1 rRNA gene is annotated in these 770 nt (G+C 48.6%); it reads right to left on the bottom strand.

The features are described from left to right. Positions 1 to 658: 658 nt before the first annotated feature. Positions 659 to 770 (bottom strand): 5S ribosomal RNA (gene rrf, locus MHZ91_RS28190).

Below are 770 nucleotides of genomic sequence, written 5' to 3'. Positions count from 1 at the left end.
ATCAAACTCTTCAGTTTAATCTCTGTATTTGTTTCGTATTCTTGGTCCGGATAAATCCAAACCAGGTCATACGTCGCTACTCAAAGGAAGTGAGGTATGTTCTTAAACTTGACGTCTAAGGCACTTCACTTCTAGTGAGCACTTGATTTCTTGTGCTTGCGGTCCAGGCCGAAACCCAAACCGCTGCACTCGCATCAAGCGCCCACACTTATCGGTTGTTTAATTGTTAAAGAGCGGTACTGCTAAATTCTGTACTACTGGTTTCTGCCTTCAACTTCGGCCAACTTCGCTTTCGCGCCGTCGCTGTCGCTGTCGTTGCAGCAGAGAAACGAGATTATGAAGAAGTTTTTATCGCTTGTCAAGTCAGCTTCGCATTTTGCTTTGCTTTCTTGCTGCGACCTCTTCAGGTCTCGCCGGGACTTTCGCCCTGCCCTAGCAGCTATCGAAACGTCAGGGTAAACCCTAGATTTTTCGGTAGCAGCCGAGCCCAAAACTATATCACCATTTTTGCAGTGAATGCAACCGGCTTCTGCCTGACTTGCACTCTGTTCTGCACTGTCACCGAGCTGGAGAATCTCCGTTTCAGCAGACATGGAACATAGGTTCTCACTAAAAACAAACCCCCACAGGCTTACCTGTGGGGGTTTGCGCAATAAAAGCCTGACGATGACCTACTTTCACAGACGTCCGTCCACTATCATCGGCGCAAAGGCGTTTCACTGTCCTGTTCGGGATGGGAAGGAGTGGTACCACCTTGCTATGGTCGTCAG

Origin of the sequence: Achromobacter sp. ACRQX (assembly GCF_022346505.1) — a bacterium.
Lineage (GTDB): Bacteria > Pseudomonadota > Gammaproteobacteria > Burkholderiales > Burkholderiaceae_B > Achromobacter > Achromobacter animicus.
Note: the sequence above shows the minus strand (reverse complement) of the source record. Positions and strands in the feature narration are given on the sequence as shown.